This window comes from Stenotrophomonas thermophila, assembly GCF_001499715.1.
Classification (GTDB): domain Bacteria; phylum Pseudomonadota; class Gammaproteobacteria; order Xanthomonadales; family Xanthomonadaceae; genus Stenotrophomonas; species Stenotrophomonas hibiscicola.
In genome coordinates, this window is record NZ_CVIW01000034.1 from 47,845 (window position 1) to 72,891 (window position 25,047).

Genomic DNA, 25,047 nt, shown 5'->3' on the forward strand with positions numbered 1-25,047 from the left:
TGGGTTATTCCTGATTTCCGCTCCGCAATGCGCCCAGTTGCAGGGTCATTTTTACCGAGAGAAACACAACATCCGCAGCAATTGCGGAGCGCGCCCGAACCTCTCAGACGCTCCGCCGAAGCTGCTCCAGTCCTGCCCTCAGCCACGCCTTGGTGCGGACGTCCCTCGCTCGGGGTTTCGTCTCTGCCGGCGGCTTACGCGGTTCGAGCGCTGCCTTGATCCGCTCGATTTCCCTTGCCCCGGCCTCGGCCAGACGCCTGGCCTGTTGCCGCTGCTCGCGGGTCGGAGGCAGGCCGGGCAATGGCGGCTCCGGCTGGATCGGGGTGCTGTCGGTCAGCCGGGCGACCGCCTCACGCAGAGGCAGCTCGGGATACAGCCTGGCGGCACACCAGCGCTCGGCGTAGCGCTTCGCCTGCCGGACGTTGGCGGCGCGGACTTGCTTCACATGCCACATCTTCTGGCCTTCCATCCATAGCCGCACCCCGGGACCGCCGTCGGGCGTGACGCTGGCTGTCTCCCGGCCGTTGTACCAAAGCGCCCAGCGCTCACCCGTCTGGACCCAGCCAGATGGAATTGGGGCGGTGCGGAAGCCGTGGGAGGAATGCATGGCCGGAAGGATACGGCCGGCAGTCGCAGATCCTGCGAACGCGGCGGCGACCTGCCTGAATCGTTCGGGCAGAGCCGAGCCTGGGCTCAGCTCTATTGCGGAAGGGCAATTGTTAAGCCACGCACCGGCGATTTGACGAAATCGTCAATTTGCCCGAATCGGAGGGTCGAGCCTGACTCGACTCTGTGCCGGCGCGGCGAGGCTCAGGCGCTTCCGGCCTGATGCAACACGGCCCTTCAATTCTTTTCGGTCGTAGCTCGCGACTCTTCCTTGACCTGCTCTCTCAAGGCCGCGTCGCTGGCCTGAGCCCGTTCCAGCGCCTGTCTTACCTGAAACGCCGGATCTTGGGTCACGCCTTCTAGGGCCTCAATTGCTTGGCGATTCGCTTGCAATCGATACTCGCGGTCAATCCGTGCCATTTCGGCTACGGCAAGGACAACGCTGACGATCACCACCACGGCGATGAAGCTCTTCCAAGGGAAGCCGTCTTTACGGCGGGGCTTCTTATTGCGCTTTGGCAACTCTTCCATGATCCAGTCCGGCCATCTCGGTCAGGTGCTCTAGGGCCATGCTAGCGCCATGGAGCCCACTTGGCACCAACTACGCGGAAACAGCATATGGTTCTTCCAACTAGCCCCGGTGCCGGCGCGGCGCTGCTCACGCGCCCCCGGGTTGAGCTGCCTGCGGCCCCGGATCCGGCGAAGTCAGGATGCCCGCCCTGCCCCGCCGACACCATCGGGCAACCTCGCCTTGTCGGGTCGGGCTGTCCCTACACGCCCCGGGCACGGCCGGCCGGGCTACCCTCCGGCCATGTGCGGCCGATTCGTCCAGCTCCCCGTGATCGACTTCGGCCAGCCGGGGCTGGCTGACCTTGCCCCCGGCCTGGCCGAGATCCAGCCCAGCTACAACCTCGCGCCTACGCAGCGCGCCTCGGTGATCCTGGACCGGGGCGAAGGCCGGCAGGTCACCCGGCTGGCGTGGGGCCTGCTGCCTTTCTGGGCCAAGGCCAAGGGACTCCAGGGTTCAACCATCAACGCGCGGATCGAGACGGTGGACACCAAGCCCGCCTTCCGGTCGGCGTTCAAGAAGCGCCGCTGCGTGATCCCCATGGCCGGGTACTACGAATGGTCGGTCAGCCCCGAGGACGGGAAGAAAGACCAGTGGTTCATCCACGCGACCGGGCCGCTGCTGGCCGCCGGCCTGTGGGAGGACACCAGCCCCCTGCTGCCCGACGGCAACCTGGGCACCTTCACCATCATCACCGGCGACAGCAGCGGCGTCTCGGCCGACATTCACGACCGCATGCCGGTGTGGCTGCATGCCGGCCAGATCGATGAGTGGATGGCCGCTAGTCCAGACGATGCGATGGCGATGCTGCTGGCCAGCGAGCCGCCGGCGATGGAAGCCTATCGGGTGACCCGCGCGGTGAACACGCCGCGGAACAACCGCGAGGATCTACTACAACCCGTGGCATAGCGTTCAACCGAAGCACGACGGAACCTGCGGCTGGACGCTGCCTTTACGAAGTCAATGCCCGGTCACGTCGATCAGCACGAAGTGGCCGGATGCACTGAACTGCGTGGCGTTGTCTGACTGCGGTATCAGGGCAGTCGCGCCGGCATAGTAGAAGCGTCCCGACCCCGCTGCGCCCGTTCCATCCCCCTGCGGCCCGGTCAACCGGAACCCCACACCACGCTCGATCCGCTGGCACGAACGAGACGAGATCACAGCGTAGCGCCGACCAGCCGGGACCTGCATGTAGGCCCCCTCTGCCGCCCCGAACGGGGCGGTTGTCACGCCTACGATACGAAGGGGCTTTGCCCAAGAAGCGAAAGCCAGCTCGCCGGTGTGCTCTCGGTAGACCTCGATGCCGGTCTTGCCCGGCGTTCCAGTCACAACCGAGTCGTATACCCACACCGTGCCGAACACCAACGATGAACCTGTGTAGGCTGACACGCGCCAGTTGTTGCCGCCGATATTGGTCAGAATCACGCTGAGCCCGAAGTTGTTGTTCGGACCCGTGACCGCGACCACCGGGCTCTTGGCCTGGAAGTCACGCGTGACGTACCGGGTTACTACGATCCCCGACACCTGGTAGGCAACGGCGCCCGCCTCGTTGATATCGAACTTGTGGCGCAGGTGGAAGTTGAGCAGGTCGCTGCGGACCTGCACTGTTCCAGATGGGGTGTACGCCTCAAAGCCTGCTGGCATATCAGTGCACTCCGTACAGCACAGTTGCAGGGACCAGGGAGAAGACTGGTTGCCCGTTGGCATCCACATCCGTTCCCCAGTAGACCCGGCCATCCGAGTACCAGACGGTTGGCGTGCGGCCAGGCTGCGCAGGCGGAGGCACCACGTAGAAGAGGAAATCCCCAGGTGGTAGCGGCCCTACCCACGTCGAATTACCGTGCACGGAGTCGGTCTGAATCGTGCCGATGAAAAGCCCCAAGCGGGTCGTGTAGTCGATCTCCAGCGACCCGTCGAGATTGAAGGTCTGGATGCCTGCCGGCATGCGATGCTCCCTAATGATTGGCGGGAGGGCCTTGGCGCCTCCCGCCCTTTGCTACTGCCACCAGCCCATGCGCGTGGCGAGCTGCCCGTTCGGGTAGTAGGTGCGCCAGTGCCCGTCGCTGTACTCCGTGCGCTGGCCACCCGAAGAAGACGAGACGCGGAACATATCTGCCAGCACATCGAACGAGCTGATCTCTCCCGTTGCTGCCAAGGCGATGCCTGCGATCTTCTTGTCCGCTCGAACGTCCACGCCCCAGCGGGCGCTGGCTTCGTTGCCGCCCGGTGACCATGTGGGCGGCTGGGTTGCACCCTCGGCCACTTCGGACAGCATCGGCCGCATGATCCAGAAATAGGGGTCTGCCTGCCCCATTCCCTGGATGCGCAGGCGCACCACCATTGACACGGTTCCCGATGGTGCCTTGGCGATGCCGAACCCGCGCGGGAAGGTCGAGATAGGCCCGCTGGTCAAGCCTGCAGGTTCCATATTCGGCGTGCCGACGCTGCCGATGATCTGCCCCAATCCGTTGAGAAACTCGGCATAGAACAGCACCCGGCAACGGTGCGAGTTGACCACCGCCGAAATGCAGTAGGTCTTTCCCGCCTCTGCCGGCAGGGTATCTCCAGCGGTGGCAAAGGCGTTCGAACCATTTGCCCACATCCCGGGCCGCATCGCCGACAGCGCGCTGGTCATCCCCTGCGGAATGTAGTTCGCGTTGCCGGAAGTGTTTCCGAAGTTGCCAAACCCCCCCGGTGCCAGCCATGCCCACGGCGTCGCCGTCCAGTTCGGGAACGTGGAATTGGACAAGAGGTTGCCGCCCGAACCCTGGTTCCGAACCTGGACTTCCATGGTCTGCACCACGGCAGCGTCAGCCTTTTCACCGAGTCCCGCCTGCACCCCTTGGATCGCGATTGCATTGGCGTTGATCTTCCCGTCGTGCTGCTGCACGGTCGACTGCATCTGACTGAAGGCCGTGGCGTTGACGTCCCCCACCTGCGTTTTCAGACTCACCAGGTCCTGCGCGGTTGCGTCCAGCTTGCTGCCCTGCTGGTTCACCGCCGTGGTCAGCCCTGCCGTTGCCGAAGCATTGGCGCTGATCAGTAGCTCGTCGGTCACGTCGTAGAACTCAATGCGATCGACAAGGACCGTTGCGTCGCCAGTTCCGCGGTTGGTGATCCACACCTGGCTCATTACCTCAGTGCGGGCGTCGCCCACTGGGTGCTCCAGCACAAAACGCTGCCAGGAACTCGTGAGGTTCGGTGTGGTCTGGTCGTTGTTGCCCTCGCCTGTGGTATCCCGAGCCCGGCAGCGCGCGGTCAGCGTTGCACCACCGGACACAACCTTGGCGACGATCACCGTGCGCAGCTTGCGACCGGTGCGCCCCGTCTTCAGTGGAACCCAGCGACCGCCGTTGGCGTAAACGAACGGCGAGCCGGCTGCACCTGCCTTGTGCACTATCTGAATTGCGCTGCCCTGCTGTCCGCCACCAGAGACCCAAGTCACATCACCGTTCTGCTGATTGCTGTTCCCCTTGACGAACGGCGCCATGTCACCGTCGAACATCGCGTTGACGTTGAGGTTCTCGCCTCGGTTGAAGGATGCATTAAGGGTGCTGGACAGGACGGTAAGCTGCTCCGCCTGCGCCGCCGCCTTGTTCTCTGCGCCCGTAACACGGGTGGTCAGGCCGGTCACGGCATCGGCATTGGCGTTGACCCCCTGCTGGGCGGTGTACGCGTCGGTTACGTCGATGACGAACGCGTCGTCGTAGATCACGTCGCCGCTGGTCACCCCGCCGCGGATTGTGGCACGGACGATGAAGCTCCAAACGTCGTCCCCCACGGGCACGTACCCAGATAGCTTGGTCCATTCCGACCCGACGTTCTTTGCAGGAATCACCTGGACGTTCGGATAGGCCACCGTGCCATTGTTGCGGCGCACGGTAGCCTGCAGTCCGACGGTGCCGTCACCCGATCCGGTGGTCAGTGGGTTCGCAGGATCGTTGCGGACCCAGACTTCCGCGTAGAACACGCGGCTGCCGTTCGTACGGAACTCGATCAGGGACACGTCACGGATCGCCCCCGTGGCGGTCAGGCTTAGAGCCTTGGTCCCGGAACGCGCGAACGTGTCCGTGATGCGCCCTATGCCATAGGCGTCACCCGCCTTACGCGTCTCAAAGCTTCCGTCCTGAATCAGGTTAGCGCCGCTGAGGATCGACGTAGACAGGTCACTCTGCAGCTTGGTGATGCTGGTCGAGGTGGAATCGATCTTGCCCTCGGCGGTAGTCACCCGGGTGGTCAGGTTCTGCAACGCCGATGCGTTGGCGTCCGCCTTGCCGGAAACGCTGGTCAGGTCGCTGCGAAGCGAAGTCAGCTGCCCAGCCTGGGAGGTGAGCGTGTCACCCAGCTGCGTCACGCTGGTGCTGAGGTCCGAGATCGCTTGGGCATTCGCCAGCAGCTCGGTCACTTCCTCCAGCACAACGTCGTCAACCCATAACGTACCAGCTGTGTGATCGCTGTTGACGTACACGCGCAGTGCGCTGATGGTGGTTGCGGTGACGGTGGATTCCAGACGCGTCCACTCGGTACGATTGGCAGCGAACGCCAGCCCTGCGATCAGCCCATCATCCTGATTGGCGATACGAATCTTGCCGTTGCCGCTGGTCCCGTTGTACGCCGCATCGGTCTTGTAATAGGCGCTGATACGGTATTTCTTTCCCATTACGACCGGGATGTTGCGGTCCGTGGCACCGTTTGCGGTCATGCTGCGGCTACCGCTGGGTGCGGTGACCTTCAGGCACTTACCGTTTCGACCTTCAGCCACAATGCTGACGCCGCCCATGTTGCTGTACGACCAGCCCACGGTATTACCCTGATCCCAGCTGCCGTTCAGGACCATGTTGCTGCCCTGCGAGATCAGCGCCGGCAATGTGGCGTTGATCGTCGTGATCGACTGAGCCAGCGCGCTCGTGGTGGTGGCGGTCGCCTCCTGCAGCGCCGTAACCGATGCAGCAGTTGCCAGCGAACCGGCACCGGCCGGCATGCGGGCCTCCATCGTGCTGATGCGCTGCACCTGCGCCGAGTCCGCAGCCACACGGGCCTTCAGCTCCTCGTAGGCCAGCCCTGCAGTCAGCTGAAGCGGATCCGTTCCGGTGTAGTTGCCACGCATCTGAACGGCCAGCGTGTTGCGCTGGAGAGCCTCGGCGGCATCTGCGGTGATACGCGCCTGGGTTTCTTCCTGTACCAACGCCACCGACGCGCCGGGCTGCGGGCGACCGACGGCGATGTAGTCGATCAGGTAGTAGTTGGCGACGGTCTGCGCCGCCCCCAGCTGCAGGCGAATCGCATCCACCGTGGCCGGCCACCACGCAATGTCCTGCACGTCGACGGTGGCCACGCCGTTCACGTCCCACGCCGGTTCCGGGATGGCCACACGCTTCTGCGTGTTCCATGCCTGGTCCGTGGTGGTGATCCACTGGAGGAATCCGTTCCACGTCGGCGAGCCAACGCGCTTCACGCGCAGCTTCACGAAGCGGTACGCGCTGCCGTCTACGGCCAAGGCCACCGGCGACTGCACCCAGGGCGCGGTGGCGTGGTTGGCGGGCCGCAGCCAGCCATCCACGAGGGTTGGCGCGCCGTTGCCCGTCCACCCTTCAATGGTCTGATTGAACGGCCAGAGCTTGATGCTGTCGAACTGCGTCCCGCTGCCGGCCGCAACCTCCGACACCGCGCGCGCCAACGATTCGTCGGCGCTCTGCCGCAGCTGCTCCTCGCGGCTGATCGCCGCCTCGCGCGCCATCTTCTCGTTCAGGAGCGCATCAATCCGCGCCTGGGCCTCGGCACTGATCGCCTGCATGGCTTCAGTCACGCCCTGCTGCCGCAGCAGCGCCTCGGCGACCAAGTCCTGTGCGGCCTGTGCCAGGCCGGCGGCGCGAGCCGCCGCCTCGTCCGCGATCGTTTGGATGCGGGCACTGATCTCCGCCGCCAGCTTGGCCTGCTGTTCGGCCAGGTCCTTGGACGTAGTCGGCGGAACAACGCCCACTACGGTTCCGGTGCCTGTCTTGCCGCGTACGGTCGGGGTGATCTGGAACCACCACGTCTTCCCGCTGCCGTCGCTGTAGACGTACCGCGTCTCGGTGGTGCGGTGGATCTCCGTCCAAGGACCGTCCTGGCTCTCGCTGCGCGAGATGACGTAGATCACACCCTCCAGATCAACGGCGTCCCATTCGAGCACGACGCCGTCGGCTACCGGCGTGGGATTGACCCCGTTCGCCGGCGGCACGTCCGGCGCCTTGAAGGGCACCGGGAACCAGGTGGAAAAGCGCGGCGCCACCGGAGACGCGGACGGCAGCCCGCCCACGCCGATTTCTACCAGCGTGAGTTTCCTTGCTTGCATTGCTGATTACCTCGCGTTGAGTGCTTCGCGCAGCGCTGAACTGCTCGCGTTGCGTACGCCCTGGGTAGTGGTAGACACGAGCTGGCGTAGCAGCTGGTTCTGTTCGGCGAGCAGAGCGTTGCTCTGCTGTATGGCGGCGGTGGTTTGCGTCTGAGCGTCGTTGTTCACGACCAGGTCGAACACGGCCCGGCTGAAGTTGTCCGGCAACGCCTCGATGGCGTCGGCCAGCGCACCCATGCTGGTTCCGTCAGGCTGATTGAGATCTCCGACCTTCATGCCATTGATGAGGCCGGTGACCCGGCCATACAGGCTGTTGTAGTCCTGCCCGCTGGCGTACAGGTTCCGTCCGAAGCCCAGTGCGGCCTGAGCGGCCGCCTGCGCGGCGCTGGTGTCGCCACCGGACACCGCCCGCTCCAGCTCCTTCATCGCTTCGCCCAGCTTCTCCTGGTCCGTCAGCGGCGACAGGTCACTGATCGACAGGCCGTACTGCATGGCCTTCTTGTCCTTGTCGATCTGCGCCTGCAGCTTGCCCATGTTGGTGGCACGCAGCGCCTCGATCTTGGCCAGGTCCTCCGCCCGAGCGCCAGACAAGCCGAGCGCCTTGGCGTAGTCGTTCGCCGATTTCACCTGCTGGCGATACGTGCGCTCGATCGACAGTGCCTGCGACTGGTACTGCGTCAGGTTGGCCGTCATCAGCTGAGTGCTCACGTCGGCCATGAGGCTGGCGTAGTTCCCGAGCAGCCCGGTCACCTTCTGCACCTGGGTGGCCAGGTCCGTGCCGGCAACGGCGGCTAGATCCTGGAAGTAGTCGACCGCCTTGTTGACCTTGTCGACCTCCAGGCCATTGAGCGCCCGGCCCAACTCATCGGCGTTGCCAACGGCCAGCGCGATCGACGCACTGAGCGCGGTGAAGACGTCCGCCGATTCGAAGTAGCCGTCGAGTTGGCCACCGAACCCCGCCGCCTTGACCGCCTCGGTGTACAACCGATTGGTCATGTCGCTGAGGTATGCCTCCAGCTGCGCCTTGGCCTCAGTGGAGTCGGCCGACAACTGGAGCTTCCCCAGGTCCACCTTCACGCTGCCGAGCTTCTGGGTCAGATCCACACCCAGCTGCTTGGCCAGATCGGTTGCAGCGCCCCGGACCTGGCGCGCGGCCATATCGAACGTGCGATCGATGCCGGGGTCCAGCGCGCCGAACTGCGTCCACTTCTTGTCGCTGCGGAACAGACCGCCCTTGGCCTTGATATCGGCATAGCTCTGACCATCGAATCCGCCGAAGCCATAGCTACCCGTGATGCCCTGCCCGGTGACCTTGGGAGCCTGCCGACCGAACAGCTTCGCGTGGATGCTGGAGCCGGACAGGATCGACGCGACTTTGTCGTTGAAGCCCAAGGCGCGGAACCCCTTGTCGGCCAAGCCGACAGCCCCGGCGGTGGCGATTTTGCCGGCCCAGCTCTCACCATTGGCGATGTTCCAGCCCTGGTCGAACAACTGGGCGTTCTTCATCATGCCGGCGACAATCCAGCCGATGATGGGGACCGCCGCCGCTGCCGAGCCAGCAGCGCCTGCACCCGCCGCACCTGCGCCGGCTCCTGCACTGCCACCACCGATCAACCCGGAGAAGCTGGAACCGGTCATCCCGGCCATGCTGGTCACGTCGCCGAAGCCTGTCAGGGTTCCCGCTGCGGCCCCGGCGGAACGGCCGAACCCGAACAGGCCCTGGCCCTTGGAAAGCAGCCCGGCCACCGTGCTCACGTTCTGGCCGCCGGCCGCAGAGCCATTGCCGCCGAACAACCCCATCAGACTCTGCAGGTTCAAGCCACCGCCCTGCCCGTTCATTCCGTTGAGGATCTGCGTCTGGATCGGGATCACGATCTTCTGCTGCAGGAACTCGCGGGTCAGGTCACGCAGCCCGCGCTTGGCGGTATCTTTCAGGTCGTCCCACAGGTTGTCGAAGTCGCGCATGCCGCTGGCGACGAAGTCGGACATGGCGTCAGCGGCATCGCCGACGCCGTCGACGACCACGCCGGCCCATGCCTCAACGTTGGCAGCAGCCTCCTCCACGCGCAGCGACAGGTCGGCCGATGCTCGGGCGGCGTCCAGCATGGCCTTCTCGTACTGCTCGTAGCTCGCTGCCCCCTTGGACAGCGCCAGGGCCTCCTTGCCGCCAGCGGCCTCTACCGCCTTCTGCAGCTCCTGCCGCATGTCCCGCTCGTTCATCATTTCGCGCCGGGACAGCTCGCGCGCACGGCCGACCTTGCCGAGCATGGCGACCTCGGCATCCATGGTCGCAAGGAGCGCCTCGGGGCTGGCCAGCGCCTTCTTGATCTCCGCGCTGGACTGCTCCAACGCCTTCTGCGACTCTAGGACCAGCGTGTTGTACGCGGCCCGCTCAATGCGCCCTTCCTTCAGCGCTTCCTTCAGTTTGTCCTCGAGCTGTTTCTGCCGCTCAGTGGCCTCGGCCAGCGGCCCGGCCATCGTTGCCGCAGCCATTGCAGCCTGCTCGTTGTAGCGCTTGATCGCTTCCGCGTCTGCCTTTCGATCCTTGGCGCCTGCGCGCTCAGCGGCTGCCGACGCCTTGCGCGACTCCGTGAAGTTCTTCTGCGCTGCGGCCAGCTCCGTCTGGAGCCGGATGTACTGTGCGCCCTGCTCGATGTACTGCTTGACCTTGGGGTCATCGCGCTTGGAGAAGTCGACGCCGCTGGCTTGGGCCTCCTTGAACCAGTCATTCACGTCCAGCTTTGCAATTTCGGCAGCACTTTTGCCCACGCGGGCGAGCTGGCCCGGCAGCGACTGCATTGCCGACGCGATGCGCTTGCCAGCCGCGCCTGCCGAGTCTCCCAGAACGTTGAACGAACCCGACAGGGCGTCAGTTGCGCTCTTCGCCTGAGTACTGCTGCCTGTGAAGGCGTCGAGGATCGCACGCTTACGATCGACCTCCCTGCCAGCAGTCGCAGCGGCGGCGGTCTCTTCCGTGAGGCTCTTGGCCACGGTGGCAGCAGCTGGCGAGCCAGCGATCATTGCTCGCCATGCTGCCTCCAGACCATTGGAGAACTCATCGGCGCCAATCTTGCCGGCCTTAAAGGCGGCATCCAGCCGCTGCGTTTCCTGGATGAACTCTGAAGCCTGGCTCGCGGTGGCAAAGTTCGTCGCCGCAGCGACCATCTCCGTAATCGAGCTGGTGATGGTCCGGTAGTTCTCGTCGATCTCCTTCTGCAGTCGAAGGATCTCGCCGGCCTGCATCTGGGCGTTGAGGGTCTTGAACTTCTCGATGGCAGTGTCAGCCGCACCACCGAAATCGATCAGCGCAGCCGATGCGATCGCGGTGTTGTCGCGGAAGATCAACCACCCGGCGGCAGCGGTGGCCAGCATCGTGACGATACCTGCCGGGCCTCCAAGCATCGCGAGGGTAGATGCACCTGCACGGGCGACCCACCCTGCATTCGCAGCGGCAGCCTGTCCTTGTGCCTGGGCAAGCAGGAGTACGGCCTGCCGATGCTCCAAGGTTGCGGCAGCGGCTTTGGAACTGACCGACACACTTCCGCCGATCGCAGCGGCGCGACGAACCTCCGCCTGAGCATCAAGCATGGCCGCGCGGGTCCGTAGCTCGAGCTGCTGCGCCGCAGCGACGTTCTGCGCGGCTGCGGCCCGATCTGCTGCCATCCCTGCGTTAGCTGCAGCGACCCGCGCCAATAGGGCCTTGAGCAGTGGGCCCGAAGCTACCGCAGCGCCAGCAACCGCCACCATCTCCAAATTGTTGGCAAGCGCCGTGATGCCAGCAGAAAGCGCTTGGGAAGCCCCCGTTGCCTCATCTGCCCTGCCGATCATCTCGGTCAGGTTGGTGTTGAGGTTGGTAATCGACTGCGAGACGCGGACTTGCATCTTTCCGAACGAGTCATCAACGCCGTCCGACATTTTCAGCAGAGCGCTGACGATCTGATCGGCCGCGACACCGCCATCCACCACGAACTTGCGGAGACTGCCACGGGCAATGCCCATGCCGTCTTCGATGGTCTGCACCAGCTTGGATGCGCCATCGACCATCGAGTTGAACTCTTCGGCGCGTAGCGTACCTGCCGCCAACGCCTGGCCGAACTGAGTCAGCGCGCCTTCCGACGCAGCGGCGCTGCTACCGGACATGGCAATCGTCTTGTTGACCGTCTCCACGATCCGGGCTGTCTGCGCGCCTGTTACGCCTAGCCGATCCTGAACCATTGCCAGGTTCTGATAGAGGCTCGCCGTGGCGTCCAACGGCTGATAGGTCGCCTTGGCGATCCTGACCACATCCTGCTGGGCAGCAACAAATTCGGCCTGCGAGGCAGTGACCAGGCGGATACGGTTGCTCATGCCGGTCCATTCGTCAGCCCGGCTGATTGTCGCTTTGACGGCGGCCAAGGCCGAGCCCATGCCGACCGCCTCAAGCGTCACGCGACGGAACCCTGCCGCCACGTCGTCGGCACCGCGTCGCGCAGACTCAGACATGGCCGCCTGAATGCTCGACATGTCGCGCTGAACGACTCGTGCAGCTTTGCCGCTGTCCCGTTCGAACGATCCGGACTTCAAAAGAAGATCGACAGTGAGGGTGTACAGACTCATGGTTTCGTCCATAAAAAAGGCCCGCACTGGGCGGGCCTTGGGCTACAGGTTTTCGGGCTTTGCGCCCGATCACTACTCAACTTCGACTTTCTTCCCGATACGCTCAAGCCAGCAGAGGGCAGTGCCCAATCGGTAAACGGCCCATGACATGGCAAGAGCCCATCCTGTGCTCAGCACCACCGCGAACACGTTGAGAAAATTCCAGTCGTGGGAAACCCCACCCCACGATGCGATGCGGGGAACACGCCCAAACGCGAACACGCCAACCACTCCCGCAACCAGCGATAGCAACACCATCAATCGGCCCACGTCCTCCAGCGCAGATCCAGCCTTGGCCGGCAGCTTTTCTGGCCGGGGATCCCCGTCCGGAACATCGACTTTGCTCGTGTGTTCAATCATTGCCGCTCCCTGCTCATTGAGATAGGGATTGTGCCAGCGAGCAACCTGCACAACAAAATCATGCCGGGATTTCCTCAAACTCCATATACCCGGTGAAGTACTGCCGGCTGACGTTCTCCGCCGATGGCAGCTGTGTCGGGAAACCGTAGAGGGCGGACCGTGCCGCCAGAGCCGAATCGAACGCCTTTGTGCTCATATCCCGGTACTGGGGCACAACACACGAACGACGACGGCCCGCCAATGCGGCGCCGATCGTTTCCCAGTCCATGCCGCCGAGTCCGTTGCCACGCACAACCGGCGTGGACCGGCCGGACAGCGTGCAGGTCAGCCTCCGATACAACGGCCCCGGCACAGTGTTGACCTGGCCTCCCTTCGTTCGCGTGTGGGCGCTCGTGTCGATCATAGCCACAGCCCACCCGTCGCTAATCCCCACGTCGACCGCTTGGAAGATCGCAATTTCACCCACATCCACGTTCGTCGCGGTGGTGCCAATCTCCACGGACACCGTCGAGACCAACGCCGCAGCCTGGGGGAACAGCCAGGCGCAGACGCTGCCGTCAGGCAGACGCACGGTGGTCCCAGTGGCTCCGGCCGCGCTCACCTGGACGCCGGGCGGAATATTGAGGCCGAGAATCGCGATGATCCCCGGCACAACAGCCTCGGCCAGGGTAATCGTGATCGCCAGCGAGCTGGTGCGGCGGATGCGCGACGCCCTGCCAGGCTTTCCGTCGAAGAGCGCCGAGCCCTGGTCCGCACTCAACCACGTGCCACCGGTGAGGGTCACCGTCGCGACTGCCGGCATGCCATATCCAATCAACATTCAAGATCTCCCGACGGCACCCATGCAAACGGGCTGAGCTTCCCGTTCTCAGGAAGCATCGTCATCGCCCACTCGCCGGCATACTCTCCTTCCTCGATCAACCAGCACGCCTTCCACTTGGCCTCCTGACCGATGAGGTCCGAGGCCCCAGGCACCAGGTCGTCTTGGCGGCGTGGCTGGAATTTCGCGACCACTACATCGAATTGGCGAACGTCTTGCATGGCTAGCCCCACACCGTCAGCACCACGTCCCCCGTGGCAGGGTTGCGCTCTACACGGCGCACCAGCACCGGCTTGCCGTCGTCGAGGCCGTAACGTCCGTAGGTGATCCGGCCGATCTGTCCCGGCAGGGGCGCCAAGTCCTGATCACCACGCACCGCCAGCTGGTAGAAGTGGCGCTGCACCCGGTACAGGCCCAGGACGCGATCAATCTCCTGTTGCGCGTCGGCCGCATGCCAGAACAACGAGATCACCGGGTCAGCCGCCTCTGCCCGCTGGTAGTGGGCGTGCAGCGGACCAGCGCCATACACCTGCCCCCGGTAAAGGCCGGTCAGTTCGTCGCGCCTGGACTGCGGCACGTCGACAACGTCGGTGACCAGGTCTGACGCGCCCAGCGCTTGGCCGTTGGGGCGGTAGGCCATGCGTCGAGTCAGGTTCGGAGCATCATCGGGCACCATGACCAGGTCAGCGGCCAGATCATCCTCCGACAGATCGAAGGCGAACGCGCCGGCATGATCCTCGGGCGCGGTCACGCGGACGAAGCGCAGCACCCCAGATGGATCCTGATAGCAGCCGGCGCCGTAGCTGGGTAGTAGCGCATTCAGCGCAGCGCGGCCGGTCATGGCTGTTCCTGCGTAGTAGCCGATGCCCATATACCCCGTGGCGTGGTCGATATCCGCACAGTCGCTGGCCGACCACGCCGCTCGGCCCAACCGGGCCATCACGTCCCCCACCGCCTGCTCCAACCGCGCCGGCAGCATGCCCGCTCCGATGCTGGAGGCGTCCGCCACCACCGGCGTTACCGGCGGCGACTTCATCAGCAGCTGCTGCCCATCCGGAGCCTCGCTGTAGGTGCCGTCCTCCATCAGGTCACCGCGATCCATCACCGCATCGATGTAGACCCGGCTGTCGGCCACGAACATTGAAGTCGCATCCGAGTTGGCGCCCATTGCCGGGACGCTGGCCACTGCCCCGATTACTACCGGCTGCGGCTTCCAGGCCAGCGACGGGACGTTCGGCAGGAAAACTCCGCGGTTGATCGTCTCGTCCAGGTAGTCGTGTGCGTCGCGCAGGTGCAGGGTCTTGGTGCCGTCGTCGTTGATCTCGATCTGCTCGATCGCGCAACGGAAGGCCGGGACCGCGTCGGCCCGCATCCCGTTTTCGGGCGCCAGCAGGATCTGCACCGAGCTGCCAGAGGCACCAGTGCCCGCCATCCCGTCCAGCAAACCTTCCGCATCGACCACGACGCACTCGGCGGCCGCGGCCTGGGACACCGGGTCACCGCCCCACGGCCAGAACGCCAGCTCCTGGATCAGGTTGACGCCCTCGGCCACCAACCCCTCGTAGCGAACGTTCGCCGGACTATCGCCGGGCGCAGACAGCCAGTCCACGTCGGCCAAGCGTGTGGGGCTGGCGGTAGAGCTGGGGAGCCGCCAACCGGCTGCAGCCGCTTCGCTACGCGGCCCCCACTGCCCTGCGTTGACCGCGAGGCACAGCCCGCCCGCCTTGGTGGCGGCCAGTGACGCGGCGAAGAACAGCGGCCCCGACAGCTGCAGCTCGCGCACCAGGATCTGCGCGCCGTTGAGGTAGAGCCGCAGCTGGCGAGGGTTCGAGAACACGACCTGCAGCCCGACAATGTCACCGTGAGTCACCGCCGGCAGGCCAGTGGCGATCGCTCCTCCAGCCTGCAGCAGGCGCCCGGCGGCGAGGTCCCAGCCGATACTGGCAAGGTCTGCACCCAGCGCCTTGTTCAGCGCAGCCGGGCCCGTGGCGAAGCCTACGAGGGCCGCAAGGGCGTCATCGCCCCACACCGCAAACTCCACGCCCACCGTCCCGGCATCAAGGCCGAAGTCAGAGCGCGCGTGGCTGGCCAACGTGGTGGCGCCGGTGGTGGCCAGGGTAAGCCCGCCATCTCGCGCAGCGAGCAACGGACCAATGGGCGTGGCGGCGAACCGCCCGAAAGTGTCGGTCATGGTCATCCCAGTCCATCGAACCAGTCCTGCGCCTCGTCCTCATCGGACCGTGGCACGAGAGCGTCGAGGTAGTGCTGAAAGGAGCGCTTTGTTCCGCCCTGGCTGTGCGAGGCGGTTATATACGCGGCGAAGGCAGCGGGCTTGATATACAGGCTCACAGGGTCGATGGGGTTCCGCTTGTGGAACTCCCACCATTCCAGGAACTCCCGGCGCGACATGCTCGCCTGCAGCTCCGCCACCGTGCGATGCAGGTGGCCGGCGAGGACCTTCCAGAACCAGTCCTCGCCGCGCTGCCTTAGCCGTTTCCCGCGTCAGCCTGGGCTTGCGCAGCATCCTCGCCGAAGCCGGAATGCTTCATGGCGACGCGCTGCAGCTCAGCGGCAACCAGCGGTTTGAGCTGGGCGGCCTGCTCCACGTTCATTACCGGCTTGCCGTCCTCGTCGCAGATGGTCGCTGCGATCAGCTTGGCGCGGTCGCCTTCACCCCACAGCTTGCGGAACTCCGCATCCGGCAGCTCGCGCACGTGGAACTGCGCTTTGGCTCCATTGGGCAGGGTAATGGTGTCGGCATGCACGTCCTTGGACGCGAACATGCCCAGGTTGGTGAACGACTGCAGGACGCTCAGGGGCTGCTGCGGCTGGGTTTGGGGGGTGTCGTTGGTCTTGCTCATTGGCCGTTTCCTTGAATGGCGACAGGGCGCGCGGGCCGCGCACGGCTAACACGCGGAGGATCCGCGCGCCCTGTCAGAGAGATGGCCCGCCGGAGCGGGCCTGGGTGGGCGCCGTTGACGCGGCCTTACGGCGTCGGGCGGTGCGTGGTGACGGCGCCGGAGCCGCGGATGGTGATCGTCGCCTTCCAGACGTCGTTGTCCTGGCTGGTCACCGCGAAGTTCTGCACGAAGCCGTCGAACTGCTTGGACAGCACGGTGTCCGGCGGGGTGATCTTGCCGGCAACGGCGGTCGGCTTGGCCACGCCTTCGGTTTCCGACAGCGGCGCGGTCACCAGCCAGTTCACGACGGCACCGGTCTCATGCAGCTCTTCCAGCTTCTCGTGGTCGACGCTGTCGTAGATGATCTCGATGCTGGTGCTGCCGGTCTGCTTGCGGCCGGCGACGAACTGGTCCCAGTCGTCGTCGTAGTCGGAAATATCGATCTCCGATGCCTGGCCATCGGGGAAGCCGACCGAACGCAGGCGGGTCACCTTGATGACCTCGGCCGCGCCGATGGCGACGAACAGCTGGGAGTGCTTCGACTTGATTACCTGTCCCATAGGGATTTCCTTGTGTTGCGCCCGTCGCCGGGCATGAAAAAGGCCCCTTGCGGGGCCAGTGGGTTGCCGTTGTGTGGATCAGCGCAGTTGCAGGAGCCGCACGTCGAATGAAATGCCTACCGAATCCGTGCCGTCGTTGTCGGGCGTCGGGTTGTACGACTCGATGCTGCCCACGCGCTCCACCACGTCGCGGATAGCGACGCCAACGGCGTTGGTTTGGCTAAGGACCTCGCCCCATACGGTCATGCGGACCCGCCAGCCGTCAGCCGGCGGCGGTTCGGACAGCATCGCCGTTGGCGATCCGTTAACCACCTCCCACGTCGCGTAGGGGAGCGGCGTGTTCTGGGGCGCACTACCCAGGAATAGGCGGACAGGATCGCCGAGCACCTGCCGGACTGCCGCATCCTTTTCCAGCAGGGATTGGATCAAAGGAACCATCATCGCCAGCCATCCTTTTTCAGCTGCTTGTCGAGCGCCGCCCAGGTCTCATTGATGATCACCTGTGCCGCTTCCGGTCCTTTCGTCTCACCGGCGGGTGTGAGGAAGGGAGACGCCCGCATGTTCTTGGTGCCGAACTCCACGAACCGCCAGTAATAGGCCCACCCAGACTCCTCGTAGACCTTCCCAACGCGGCCACGGCGCCGGTTGCGCTTGGTGTTGGCGTACTTGCGGCGACGCCCCGTCTTAACGCCTACGGTGAAGTACTCGCCGCCTCGGCCTACACCTGCGCGCTGCCGGCTCTTGGAGTTGGCCCGGCGGGTGACGATCTGAGACGCCATGAAGCCTGTTGCTTTCGGCGCCCGGCGTCTGGCGTCGTCCCGGATGACATTGCCGCCCTTGCGCATGCCGGCCTGGACTGCCCTGCCCTGGATGGCCTTGGGGGCCTCCCGCAGCGAGCGCAACAGGCCATCCACACCGTGAATTGACACTTGCTCAGCCATTGCCCAACCCCGCTACGGCGATGATCGCCATCTCACTACCGTCGTTGCTCGGTGCAATGCTCTTGATCGCATAAGGCTTGCCCCGCTCGACAATGCGCCAAGTGGGCTCGACATGGCGTGGCAGCATGTCCCACCGGACCTGCTCGCGGTATCGCTCCGCCCCTGCGGCGACCGCCTCGGCCGTCGCGCTGAGTTGGTTCGTCTTCTTTGCCCACGCCTCGGCGACGAGCTGCCATTCCTTCTTGGGCGGCCCACCTAGCGGATCGCGGACATCGACTGCGCGCTCGAAGCGGATCAGGTGACGGCGCTGGCCTGCTGAAGTAGCCATCAGAATCGCTTCCTGTACCAAAGAAGTCGTGACACCCCGAGGGCAATCTCCGAGGTCAGCTCACCCAGGGCACTGCGGTTCTCCGCCCAGCTGCCGACCATCAACAGAACCGCTTGGTGCACATCCGCCGTAAGCGCCATCTCTTCTTCGCCGGACGGCTCACCCTCAACCAGGCGGCGATCGCAGTGCATCTCCACGTGCACGAGGGCCGCGTCTACGTACGTCTGCAGGAGCGCATCGCTGATCTCATCGACAACGCGGCACTGCTCGCGCACAAGCGCGAGGTCGAGGGTGATTGCCATTACTCGGGATCCTTGTTCTGGGCTTCGGCCAACACCGCTGCCAGGCGAGCAGCGCCCCAGCGGCGATCGAACTCGACGCCAGCGGCCTCCAGCTGCTGGATCAGGAGCGCCCTTTCATCAGCGCCGACCTGATCGGCTGCCGGGCTCCCTGCGACGGCGTCGGCAACAGCGCCGGCCGTGACAGCTTCACCGGAAGCAGCACCATCGACCACCGGTGCGGCTGTGCTTGGGACTGCGTCGGTGCTGGTAGTTCCGTCCACACCGTCGCCCTCGCCCGCCTTCAGTTCGCTGGGCTTGGCCGGCTTCGTCTCCTGGGGTGCGGCACCTTCGTGGAACTGTACCACCAGGCCCTTGCCGACCAGCGCGTGTCCGTATTCCGGATCCACGCCGTCGAACACGTCGCCAGCCTTCACATCGGCGGACTCGGCGTTGAGCTTCGGGGCGTCGCCGCGGAAGCCCCATTGAGCTTTGATCTTCATGTTCCTGCTCCGTATCGAAAGAGAGAGGCCGGCGCGTGGCCGGCCTCGTTCGGGATCAGCTCGCTATCACGCCTGCGGCTTGAAGCGGCCCTTCACGAATGCCTCGACGCGGCGCTTGGCCAGGCCCAGGCGCTCTTCGACCAGCAATACGCGCTGGTTCTTCACGAAGTCGTCGTTGATCAGGCCGACCTTGAACAGGAAGCTCATGCGGTCGTAGATCGTGGCGCCGCGCTGGAAGTTGGCGACCAGGAACTCGCCACCGGTGGTGGTGCCGTCGCCTTCGTCCATGCTGTCCGAGGCGACCACCGGCCGGCCCCACAGGATCGGGGTCACGAAGCCCTGCAGGTTGGCGAACAGGTAGCGGTTCTGGCTGTCCTTCTCCAGCTCGATGTTCATCCAGTCCAGCTCGGTCATCACCGTGGCGTCGGCCGACAGCTTCGACTGCTTGCGCACCTGGTAGATCGCGCGACGGACAGTGTCGATCGAGGTGTCGCTCGCCTTCGACAGGTCGTCATCGAACACCGTGGCGTCAGTCATCAGGCCGGGCAGGTTGTTGCCCAGGCCGTCGCCCTTCAGGATCTGGGCTTCTTCTTCCAGCTTCAGGTCGTAGCGCAGCAGCTGCTGCAGATAGCCGTACATCTGCGGCACGTCGTCCAGTGCTTCGTCGGTGACCGGAATCCAGACGGCCAGCTTCTTTACCAGGTCGGTCTTCTGCTCGAAGGTGACGTTGCTCTGCGGCTTGGCCGTGCCTTCGCCGACCGGCCCGGCGCCACGGGTGTGCAGCTTCTCGCGGAAGTAGGTGTAGCTCTGGCCGGTGACGGAGATCGACGGGATCAGGTCGCGGATGCGCAGCTCCTGGCGGATGCCCGGCTGGATCGTCGGGTCGAAGTTCGGCACGACGATGCCTGCGCTGGTGACCGCCTTGGTCTCCTGCATGGACGCCAGATCGTCCTTCTTGACCTCGATCTCGGCAGCCGACTTCTCACGGCCCTGCAGCGCCTTGTACTCGTCGTTGCCCTTGATGAAGTCGATGAAGCCTTTCTTCGTGCCGGGCTGGTTGCCCAGGCCGATGCCCTTTTCTTCCAGCTTCAGCACCTTGTCGACGACCTTCTGGATCTCGTCGGTGGCGGACTGGATCTGCTTCTTCAGGTCAGTGGTGACCTGGTTGCCCTTTTCAATTTCGGCCGAGGCGCTGTCGTACTTCTTCTGCAGGCCGGCGAAGCCGTCCTTCAGCTGCTTCTCCAGGCCCTCACGGATATCGCTGATATTCTCGCTCATTAATGCATACCTTTGAAAATGGATTCGATGGATGTGCCGAGTTGCTTCAGCTGCTTCACGGTCTCCGTGTCCCGAATGCCACCGTCACGGTGGATCGCGGGAAAGCCGAGCGAGGCGACGGCCGCCGCCTCTTTCTGGGACAGCCCCATGCGTTCGCGCAGGGCCGATTCGAAGGCGCGAACGTCGGACTTGACGCTCATCACCTGTGCTTCGGGGTTCATACCGAACGGGACGACCGACGCCTCCCACAGTTCGGCCTTCTTGATGACGCGCACGCGCCGCCCCTCGCGGTTCTCGATCGCGTCCTCCAACGTGTTGAAGCCGACTGACATTTCGTCCAAGGTGCCGGCCTTCATCAGCTCGTAGGCGTCCTTGGCGTAGCTGACGTTGAGGTTGACCTTGCCCTTCAAGTGCAGGCCGTTGCCGTCCTGTTTGAACTCGGCATCGCCGATCAGCCGTGTCAGGTTGTGGTACAGCGCCAGGCGTAGTCGGCCAGTCCGAGTCGTCTTCACCTTGACGAAGGCACCCGGGAGGATCAGGTCCTCGCCGAGATCCACGTTGTTGAACACCGAGGCATAGCCCGCGAAGTTGCCAGCATCGTCTGCCGCCTTGACCTCGAACGGGCAGGAATACTTGCTAAGCATTGGCGGGATCTCCCGTTGGGTCGTCGTTACTGGAATCGGGCTTGTTGCTGGCCCACCGTGTGACCTGGTTGTATTGCTCGCCTTCCAGCACAGGCAGGTTCTCCTTCACCCGAACCTCATTGATCGTCATCCAGCCAGAGCCGCCGGAGCCGCCAAGCGCCGTCTTGTAGTAGGTAGAACGGGCGCCGCTGTCGGCCCGCAGGAGGCCCTCCACGACAGCCTCCACGAACATGTCGCCATCAGCGAACAACTTGTCGTTGATCTCGCTCTCGATGGCATCGAGGTAAGGCTTCAGGCCGAAGGTGACGAAGCCGCTGGTTTGCTGCTCCAGATTGGAGCCCAGCACCGACGTGGAGCGAGCGCGGTTCGTCAGGTACAGCGGAACACCCCAGATGCCAGCGAGCGCCTCTTCCTGGAACTGCTGCGATTCGATGAACTGGCTGTCTTTCTGGGTCAGTCCGGCCGGTGTGATCGTCGGCCCGCCCTGCAGGATTGCCATCTTGCCGAGGTCGTCCACATCGCCCTGGCGGATATCCGGCAGCTTCGCCTTGATTTGCGCCTGCTGCTCCTTTGTCAGGAAGCCGGGATAGATGATGTATCCGCCAGTGAAGCCCCCCTTGCGCATGAAGCGCGCTGACCAGTCCTGCGCAGCGCGCGCCAAGCCGATGGTTTCCGCTTGGTACTCGACTGGCGACAAGCCAGCGATGCCGTCTGGACTGAAAAGCTTGAAGTGCAGCATGTTCTGTGGCGAGACCGGCGTTTCGCTGCCGTTGATCGTCGCCCAGTAGATCAGGCCGTCGTCGGTGTCGATGCGGACGCTATCCACCGGCACGGGAATCAGGCCGATCCATCCACCATCGTCGTCACGTTGGATGATGGCGAAGGCATTGCCGCGCAGCGCCATGTTCACCACGACCGCCTTGATCAGGTCCAGCCACTTGATGAACGGATTCGGCTTACTCAGCAGGCGAAGCAGACGGCGCCTCTGTGGGCTGCTCCCCCTGACCAGCTGGCGGAGGCCGCCTGCGTCCTCATACAGCTTCCAAGGCAGCCCCGCGGCGGACTCGGACAGTACCTTCACGCACGACCAGACGATGCTGACCGTCAGCGCTTTCTTGGGCGTCACCCGGACGCCCGCCTTGGTGCCTCGGCCACCGGTGGATAGGTCGACCTCCACGTAGTTGCCGGTGGCAGGGTCGTCGTATCCGAAGAACCGCCAGCTCAGCGGGTTGTACCAGCGAAAGGTAGTCATCCGATCAGTCCAAAGAAGCCGTTTTCCAGGTAGTCGTCTATGCCGCCGGCATCCGGTGGCATGGCGTGTGCCGCGCCGATGGCCATGCAAAGGGCCACCGCGGCGTCGATCTTGTTTGCCGACCTGACCTTCGACAGCCAGCTGTTGCCCCAGCGGTCCGATTCGATGACGGCGGACATGATTGCGGAGACCAGAACCGGGTTGCGGCGCAGGCGCAGGCGCCCTTCCAGCAGCGCCTCTTCCAGCAGGCGCAGCGATCCGGGCATCCACATGCCTTCAGGTATTGGCTGTCCCGACTGCTCGGCGGCTTCCACAGCCGCTTCCAGTGGCTTGCCCTTCTTGCAGCCACCTTGCGGGTGCTCGGCGAAGGTCACAGACAATCCAATGTCGTTGACCTCTTCCTCGAACCGGCGGAACGCGTAGCGGTCGTACGCGACCAACTGCACGTCATAACGGTTGTCGTACTCGGCCATGACCTGGGCCACGTGCCGGAAGTTAATTGCCTGCCCTTGAGGCGCGTGCAGGTGTCCACCGTTGACCCACGTGCGATAGGGCAGCTTGTCCTGCAATTGCCGCTGATCCAGCGTGTCGCCGGGCGTCCAAGCCTCGATCCAGGCGTCGAACGTCGGCTTCTCGATGATCAGCTTCTCGCCCTCGACCTCGACCTCCACCGGTACAGTGCCGGTCTCCACGACCGCAGCCATCGCGGTGATATCGCGAACCTGCGACAGGTCGAGGCCCAGATAGACCTTGCGCCCCTCATGCATGCGCGGGTCGAAGTCGGCCAGCGCCGGTTCCAGCGTTGGGCGCGTCATCCAGGCGGTCTCCGCATCGGTCCACACGCAGAAGTGCAGACGAAGAATGCCGTTCAGTGACCCAGGGATCGCTTTGGCTTGCGCCACCACGTCCGCCAGGTACTGCTCGGTGATAGTTACCCCCAGCAGGGGATTGGCCTTTGCCCAGCAGCTCGGGTCCTCAAGCGGGTCGTCCCCGTCGTCCAGGCTGCACACGTAGCTGAAGGTGCGGTCATCGATCACGTCGCCGACGAAGGTCGGATCGTTCACCGCCTCGGTATGGCCGGCGGCGACCTTGACGGCATGCTCATGCTCCTCCCAACACACCGAGGTCCGGTCGCTGCCCGAGTTGGTGATCATGAAGAGCAGCGGCTCGCGGCGGAACTTGAAGCCGCGCTCCAGCATTTCGATGATTCGCCGGTCGGGAAGCTCGTGCACCTCATCGACCAGCACGAAGAACGGTCGAGGACCGGAGCCGGTACGGCCGGTATCGCGCGACACCGGCCGGAAGAAGCTCGCGCTGGCGTGGTGCGCCATGCTGAACTCCCGACCCTCACCGCCAGCGAACTCGATGCGCTTGGCCAGGAGCGGCGATTTCTTGACCATCTTCACCGCGTCGGCGAACAGGATGCCGGCCTGGTCCTTCTTCGCCGCCGCCGAGTAGATCTGTGCGCCCGCCTCGCCTGCGGCCGTCATCCCCAGCAGGCCCAGCCCACCGGCCAGCGGGCTCTTTCCGTTGCCCTTTCCCTGCTCGATGTACGCGCGGCGGAACCTGCGAAGCCTGTCGGCGCCCTTCCAGCCGAAGAGCGAGCCGATGATGAACGCCTGCGAGGGGTGCAGCTCGAACTTCCGCCCCTCGAACTGCCCCTCGGAGAGCATCAGGACGTTCTCGAAGTAGCGGAACGCGTACTCGGCAGCCTCGTGGTCAAAGTAAAGGCCCCGTTCGGGGCCTTCGATCAGATCCTGCAGGTGGCGCCGGCAGGCGTTTCGGACATGGGGGCCGGCAACGATCCGGCCAGCCACCACATCCAGCGCATACGCCTTAGTGCGGTCGGCCGGAGCTGGGGCCAGCGAAGAATTCTTCGCCCTGGTCGTCTTCGTCACCGCCATGCGAGACCTTCGATTCATCCACAGGTGTGGCGCCCAGCTTCGAAAGAATCGAGCTGAGCGCCTGGGTTGCTGACACGCCGAACTCGGCTTTCGGGTCATCCATCCGGGCCGTCCAGAGGCAGGCAAGGCGGAGCAGTACTCGGTGGCTCGCGTTGAGCCAGGGCATTTCCGTCGCGAATTCCTTCCACGCCCGCTTCTCCGCCGCTGTCATGGCCTTGTACGGCTCGCCCAAGCTTCGTGTGCCCGCCGGCTTCTTCCGGCCAGCGTGCCGGCCGGGATTCTTGATGGCGGCGCCGCTTGTCGCAGCCTTTGCGACGGGCAATCGGGGCCTTGGCATGAATTCCTCGGGAAAGTGCGGGATTTCTTGACTGGGAGCGCCCGGTCGAGGGTCGTCCCGTGAATTGTGGATACGCGTGTTTGGGGGGGCGCTCGGTCTAGGAGCCGGCCAACGCCATAAATTCGCCCCCCCTACCCCGTTGGCGTGGAACGATGAGCCGTGGACCCGTCAGTGACCGATCGGCCAACCGTCGGTGTCACACCCACGGACCTGCGCGGCGCCTCGCTCGAGTCGGGCCTGGTCGCTGCTATGGCAGTTGGCACATTGGCTGTCGAAGGGGCCGGTCCAGAACATCTCCTCCGTTTCGCCCGCAGGGTGGCCGTTGGTGTGATTGCACACCGTGGCGACCGTGACGTGGCCTCTAGCCTTGCACCTGCTGCACAGCGGCTCACGCTCCAACTGCGCCTTGCGGGTGCGTTGCCAGCGCGCGGTGCCATACAGGTGTGCGAAGGCGCTGCCGCCTGTCTGTCGGGTCCTGCCGCGGCGCTGGGTCGGGCCCGCCGCCATCAGTAGGGCTTCCCGTCCAGGTCGACTCGCTCCGGCTCGGCACCTTCGTCCTGCACCGGCGCACCGGCCTCCTCGCCCAGCAGCTGCGCCACCGCCTGCACCAGCAGGCCCACATACATGGCCAGCTCGGCGATCTGCTTGCCCTGCTGCTCGATAGCCCCAACCAAGCGGTCAATGCGCGCGTCGGTGCTGCCATCGATGCGCGCGTCCAAGGCGGCAACAGCAGCAGCGCGCGTAGCCCGCTCGGTGTCCATCGCAGCCATCAGCGATTCAATCAGTGCAAAGTTCATCA

The 25,047-nt window shown here is 64.6% G+C and carries 25 protein-coding genes; 1 reads left to right on the forward strand and 24 read right to left on the reverse strand.

What is annotated here, in order from left to right; genetic code table 11:
* Positions 1-103 precede the first annotated feature (103 nt).
* The gene (locus BN1263_RS14105) at positions 104-607 is read right to left on the reverse strand and encodes a hypothetical protein (protein WP_058981971.1); all 504 of its coding nucleotides are present in this window, start codon (positions 605-607) and stop codon (positions 104-106) included.
* 236 nt (positions 608-843) lie between these two features.
* The gene (locus tag BN1263_RS14110) at positions 844-1,137 is read right to left on the reverse strand and encodes a hypothetical protein (RefSeq protein WP_058981974.1); all 294 of its coding nucleotides are present in this window, start codon (positions 1,135-1,137) and stop codon (positions 844-846) included.
* A gap of 280 nt (positions 1,138-1,417) precedes the next feature.
* Between BN1263_RS14110 and BN1263_RS14115 the strand changes: the two genes are divergently transcribed.
* Positions 1,418-2,083, forward strand: a complete 666-nt coding sequence (locus BN1263_RS14115; RefSeq protein ID WP_058981976.1) for an SOS response-associated peptidase — start codon at positions 1,418-1,420, stop codon at positions 2,081-2,083.
* A gap of 51 nt (positions 2,084-2,134) precedes the next feature.
* Here BN1263_RS14115 and BN1263_RS14120 read toward each other — a convergent pair whose 3' ends face one another.
* The 22 genes from BN1263_RS14120 to BN1263_RS14230 all read right to left on the reverse strand — a co-directional run bounded on the left by BN1263_RS14120 (position 2,135) and on the right by BN1263_RS14230 (position 25,045).
* The gene (locus BN1263_RS14120; protein ID WP_058981978.1) at positions 2,135-2,818 is read right to left on the reverse strand and encodes a hypothetical protein; all 684 of its coding nucleotides are present in this window, start codon (positions 2,816-2,818) and stop codon (positions 2,135-2,137) included.
* 1 nt (position 2,819) lies between these two features.
* A complete protein-coding gene (locus BN1263_RS14125; RefSeq protein ID WP_058981980.1) occupies positions 2,820-3,119 on the reverse strand; it encodes a hypothetical protein in 300 nt (99 codons plus the stop codon).
* Between the two features lie 51 nt (positions 3,120-3,170).
* Entirely contained in the window at positions 3,171-7,508 is a 4,338-nt protein-coding gene (locus BN1263_RS14130) for a carbohydrate binding domain-containing protein (RefSeq protein WP_080398829.1), read from the reverse strand.
* A 6-nt stretch (positions 7,509-7,514) separates the two neighbouring features.
* Positions 7,515-12,104, reverse strand: coding sequence for a tape measure protein (locus tag BN1263_RS14135; protein WP_058981987.1), 4,590 nt, complete (start codon positions 12,102-12,104; stop codon positions 7,515-7,517).
* A gap of 72 nt (positions 12,105-12,176) precedes the next feature.
* The gene (locus BN1263_RS14140) at positions 12,177-12,503 is read right to left on the reverse strand and encodes a hypothetical protein (protein WP_058981989.1); all 327 of its coding nucleotides are present in this window, start codon (positions 12,501-12,503) and stop codon (positions 12,177-12,179) included.
* Between the two features lie 58 nt (positions 12,504-12,561).
* On the reverse strand, positions 12,562-13,323 hold the full coding sequence (locus BN1263_RS14145; RefSeq protein ID WP_260832964.1) for a hypothetical protein: 762 nt from the start codon (positions 13,321-13,323) through the stop codon (positions 12,562-12,564).
* A complete protein-coding gene (locus BN1263_RS14150; protein WP_058981993.1) occupies positions 13,317-13,544 on the reverse strand; it encodes a hypothetical protein in 228 nt (75 codons plus the stop codon). The genes BN1263_RS14145 and BN1263_RS14150 overlap by 7 nt, the downstream gene beginning before the upstream one ends.
* A gap of 2 nt (positions 13,545-13,546) precedes the next feature.
* Entirely contained in the window at positions 13,547-15,514 is a 1,968-nt protein-coding gene (locus tag BN1263_RS14155) for an SPRY domain-containing protein (protein ID WP_260832965.1), read from the reverse strand.
* Between the two features lie 2 nt (positions 15,515-15,516).
* A complete protein-coding gene (locus tag BN1263_RS14160; protein ID WP_232282028.1) occupies positions 15,517-15,753 on the reverse strand; it encodes a hypothetical protein in 237 nt (78 codons plus the stop codon).
* A 56-nt stretch (positions 15,754-15,809) separates the two neighbouring features.
* On the reverse strand, positions 15,810-16,184 hold the full coding sequence (locus tag BN1263_RS14165) for a hypothetical protein (RefSeq protein WP_005408966.1): 375 nt from the start codon (positions 16,182-16,184) through the stop codon (positions 15,810-15,812).
* A gap of 125 nt (positions 16,185-16,309) precedes the next feature.
* Entirely contained in the window at positions 16,310-16,783 is a 474-nt protein-coding gene (locus BN1263_RS14170; protein ID WP_021203809.1) for a phage tail tube protein, read from the reverse strand.
* A 78-nt stretch (positions 16,784-16,861) separates the two neighbouring features.
* On the reverse strand, positions 16,862-17,224 hold the full coding sequence (gp17, locus tag BN1263_RS14175; RefSeq protein ID WP_058981997.1) for a tail completion protein gp17: 363 nt from the start codon (positions 17,222-17,224) through the stop codon (positions 16,862-16,864).
* A complete protein-coding gene (locus BN1263_RS14180) occupies positions 17,221-17,724 on the reverse strand; it encodes an HK97-gp10 family putative phage morphogenesis protein (protein ID WP_058981999.1) in 504 nt (167 codons plus the stop codon). The genes gp17 and BN1263_RS14180 overlap by 4 nt, the downstream gene beginning before the upstream one ends.
* Positions 17,717-18,052, reverse strand: a complete 336-nt coding sequence (locus BN1263_RS14185; RefSeq protein WP_058982001.1) for a phage head completion protein — start codon at positions 18,050-18,052, stop codon at positions 17,717-17,719. The genes BN1263_RS14180 and BN1263_RS14185 overlap by 8 nt, the downstream gene beginning before the upstream one ends.
* Complete coding sequence (locus tag BN1263_RS14190) at positions 18,052-18,354, reverse strand: head-tail connector protein (protein WP_021203805.1); 303 nt, start codon at positions 18,352-18,354, stop codon at positions 18,052-18,054. The genes BN1263_RS14185 and BN1263_RS14190 overlap by 1 nt, the downstream gene beginning before the upstream one ends.
* Positions 18,354-18,833 carry a hypothetical protein gene (locus BN1263_RS20715; protein ID WP_186008974.1) on the reverse strand — a complete coding sequence of 160 codons (480 nt, stop codon included), beginning with the start codon at positions 18,831-18,833 and terminating at the stop codon, positions 18,354-18,356. Before BN1263_RS20715 ends, BN1263_RS14190 begins: the two co-directional genes overlap by 1 nt.
* Before the next feature lie 66 nt (positions 18,834-18,899).
* Positions 18,900-20,111, reverse strand: coding sequence for a phage major capsid protein (locus BN1263_RS14200; protein WP_058982003.1), 1,212 nt, complete (start codon positions 20,109-20,111; stop codon positions 18,900-18,902).
* Positions 20,111-20,755 (reverse strand): HK97 family phage prohead protease, encoded by a 645-nt coding sequence (locus BN1263_RS14205; protein WP_058982005.1) that lies wholly within the window; start codon positions 20,753-20,755, stop codon positions 20,111-20,113. The genes BN1263_RS14200 and BN1263_RS14205 overlap by 1 nt, the downstream gene beginning before the upstream one ends.
* On the reverse strand, positions 20,748-22,007 hold the full coding sequence (locus BN1263_RS14210) for a phage portal protein (RefSeq protein WP_058982006.1): 1,260 nt from the start codon (positions 22,005-22,007) through the stop codon (positions 20,748-20,750). The genes BN1263_RS14205 and BN1263_RS14210 overlap by 8 nt, the downstream gene beginning before the upstream one ends.
* Positions 22,004-23,911, reverse strand: coding sequence for a terminase large subunit (locus tag BN1263_RS14215; protein ID WP_260832966.1), 1,908 nt, complete (start codon positions 23,909-23,911; stop codon positions 22,004-22,006). Before BN1263_RS14215 ends, BN1263_RS14210 begins: the two co-directional genes overlap by 4 nt.
* The gene (locus tag BN1263_RS14220; protein WP_260832967.1) at positions 23,844-24,143 is read right to left on the reverse strand and encodes a hypothetical protein; all 300 of its coding nucleotides are present in this window, start codon (positions 24,141-24,143) and stop codon (positions 23,844-23,846) included. The genes BN1263_RS14215 and BN1263_RS14220 overlap by 68 nt, the downstream gene beginning before the upstream one ends.
* Before the next feature lie 611 nt (positions 24,144-24,754).
* Positions 24,755-25,045: a hypothetical protein gene (locus BN1263_RS14230; RefSeq protein ID WP_058982197.1), complete on the reverse strand. Its 291-nt coding sequence runs from the start codon at positions 25,043-25,045 to the stop codon at positions 24,755-24,757.
* Positions 25,046-25,047 lie beyond the last annotated feature (2 nt).